Genomic DNA, 3,140 nt, shown 5'->3' with positions numbered 1-3,140 from the left:
GCACAATGAAAACAGAATATATATTATAAAGAAGATTTACAAGAGAAAAACCGAGAAAAAGAGTTCAAGGAAAAAACGAAGCCAAAGCTACACGATTAAGTAGAAAAGAGCACACGGAGAATGCCTTGGCACTAGGAGCCGAAGAAGGACGTGACAAACGACGAAACGCTACGGGAAGACGTAAGTAATCAAAGATCCGTAGATATCCGAATGGGGCAACCCGGCAGAAATAAAAAGCTGTCACCCGAAAGGGAGGTAACGCAGAGAACTGAAACATCTAAGTACCTGCAGGAAAAGAAAGAAAAATCGATTTCCTAAGTAGCGGCGAGCGAAAAGGAAAAAGCCCAAACCCTAAAGCATGCTTTAGGGGGTTGTAGGACTATCAACAAATTGGAGAAAAGCCATAGTCAAATCACATGGGAAGGCGAGCCAAAGAAGGTAAAAGCCCTGTAGACGAAATGGCAAATTGAAAAGAGATAGGACCTGAGTACAGCGGAACACGAGAAATTCCGTTGGAAACAGCCAGGACCATCTGGCAAGGCTAAATACTACCTAGTGACCGATAGTGAACCAGTACCGTGAGGGAAAGGTGAAAAGAACCCCGGGAGGGGAGTGAAAAAGAACCTGAAACCGTGTGCTTACAACTAGTCAGAGCACTATATAAGTGTGATGGCGTGCCTTTTGTAGAATGAACCGGCGAGTTACTCTATCATGCAAGGTTAAGTGGAAGACATGGAGCCGAAGCGAAAGCGAGTCTTAAAAGGGCGAAATAGTATGATGGAGTAGACCCGAAACCAAGTGATCTACCCATGGCCAGGTTGAAGTTTAGGTAACACTGAATGGAGGACCGAACCAGGACACGTTGAAAAGTGTTTGGATGAGCTGTGGGTAGGGGAGAAATTCCAATCGAACTTGGAAATAGCTGGTTCTCTCCGAAATAGCTTTAGGGCTAGCCTCGTTAGAAGTTTATTGGAGGTAGAGCACTATTTGGACTAGGGGCCCATCCCGGGTTACCGAATTCAGATAAACTCCGAATGCCAAATAAATATAAACGGGAGTCAGACTGCGGGTGATAAGGTTCGTAGTCAAAAGGGAAACAGCCCAGACCGCCAGCTAAGGTCCCAAATTGTATGTTAAGTGGAAAAGGATGTGATGATGCACAGACAACCAGGATGTTGGCTTAGAAGCAGCCACCATTTAAAGAGTGCGTAATAGCTCACTGGTCGAGTGACATTGCGCCGAAAATGTACCGGGGCTAAACAAACAACCGAAGCTGCGGATATAACTAATGTTATATGGTAGGAGAGCGTTCTAACAGCGGTGAAGCCGAACTGGAAGGTGAGGTGGAGCGGTTAGAAGTGAGAATGCCGGTGTGAGTAGCGAAAGATAGGTGAGAATCCTATCCACCGAAAGACTAAGGTTTCCAGGGGAAGGCTCGTCCGCCCTGGGTAAGTCGGGACCTAAGGTGAATCCGAAAGGAAAAGCCGATGGACAACAGGTAGAAATTCCTGTACCACCAAATATCAATTGAGAGAAGTGGGGACAGAGGAGGTTAAGCAATCGTACTGATGGAATAGTACGTCTAAGCGCAAAGTGAGCGAGGTAGGAAAAACCGCCAAGCATAATCATGAAGCGTTAAGGGGAGCGAAAACAAGTAGCGAAGTTGCTAAAACCAAACTCTCAAGAAAAGCCGCTATCGAGATAAGAGGTGCCCGTACCGCAAACCGACACAGGTAGTTGGGAAGAGAATTCTAAGGTGAGCGAGAGAACCATCGTTAAGGAACTCGGCAAAATGACCCCGTAACTTAGGGAGAAGGGGAGCCACAGAGATGTGGTCGCAGTGAATAGGCCCAAGCGACTGTTTATCAAAAACACAGGTCTCTGCAAAACCGCAAGGTGAAGTATAGGGGCTGACGCCTGCCCGGTGCTGGAAGGTTAAGAGGAGTGCTTAGCGCAAGCGAAGGTATGAATTGAAGCCCCAGTAAACGGCGGCCGTAACTATAACGGTCCTAAGGTAGCGAAATTCCTTGTCGGGTAAGTTCCGACCCGCACGAAAGGCGTAACGATTTGGGCACTGTCTCAACGATGGACTCGGTGAAATCATAGTACCTGTGAAGATGCAGGTTACCCGCGACAGGACGGAAAGACCCCATGGAGCTTTACTGTAGCTTGATATTGAATTTTGATGCAGTATGTACAGGATAGGTAGGAGCCTAGGAGACGTGCACGCCAGTGTACGAGGAGGCGATGTTGGGATACTACCCTTGCTGTATTGGAATTCTAACCTAGAGAATAGAAAACTCAGAGACAGTGTCAGGTAGGCAGTTTGACTGGGGCGGTCGCCTCCTAAAGAGTAACGGAGGCGTTCAAAGGTTCCCTCAGAATGGTTGGAAATCATTTAGAGAGTGTAAAGGCACAAGGGAGCTTGACTGTGAGACAGACAAGTCGAGCAGGTGCGAAAGCAGGACTTAGTGATCCGGTGGTACCGAATGGAAGGGCCATCGCTCAACGGATAAAAGCTACCCTGGGGATAACAGGCTTATCTCCCCCAAGAGTCCACATCGACGGGGAGGTTTGGCACCTCGATGTCGGCTCATCGCATCCTGGGGCTGTAGTCGGTCCCAAGGGTTGGGCTGTTCGCCCATTAAAGCGGTACGCGAGCTGGGTTCAGAACGTCGTGAGACAGTTCGGTCCCTATCCGTCGTGGGCGTAGGAAATTTGAGAGGAGCTGTCCTTAGTACGAGAGGACCGGGATGGACGTATCAATGGTGTACCAGTTGTTGCGCCAGTGGCATAGCTGGGTAGCTAAATACGGACGGGATAAGAGCTGAAAGCATCTAAGCATGAAGCCCCCCTCAAGATGAGATTTCCCACGTAGTATAAGACCCCTTGAAGACGACAAGGAGAATAGGTTAGGAGTGTAAGTGTGGTAACACATTGAGCTGACTAAAACTAATAGGTCGAAGACTTAATCAAGTAAGTTTTGGAATTGACAAAGTAGATTGGATATAATATAATATATATAAAGTTTTCGTCTGGTGGCGATAGCAAAGAGGACACACCTGTAACCATACCGAACACAGAAGTTAAGCTCTTTAGCGTCGAGGGTAGTTGGTCTTAGAACCTGCGAGATTAGAACG

The 3,140-nt window shown here is 47.7% G+C and carries 2 rRNA genes; both read left to right on the top strand.

Annotation, left to right across the window (positions count from 1 at the left end):
• Positions 1–93 precede the first annotated feature (93 nt).
• Positions 94–2,976, top strand: a 23S ribosomal RNA gene (locus KMP12_RS07250).
• Positions 2,977–3,034: 58 nt separating this feature from the next.
• Positions 3,035–3,140: ribosomal RNA gene (gene rrf, locus KMP12_RS07245) — 5S ribosomal RNA — on the top strand; the annotation flags it as partial.

The sequence above is a fragment of the Gemella sp. zg-1178 genome (assembly GCF_018790995.1).
GTDB lineage: Bacteria > Bacillota > Bacilli > Staphylococcales > Gemellaceae > Gemelliphila.
This window is presented reverse-complemented; position numbering and strand designations above follow the sequence as displayed.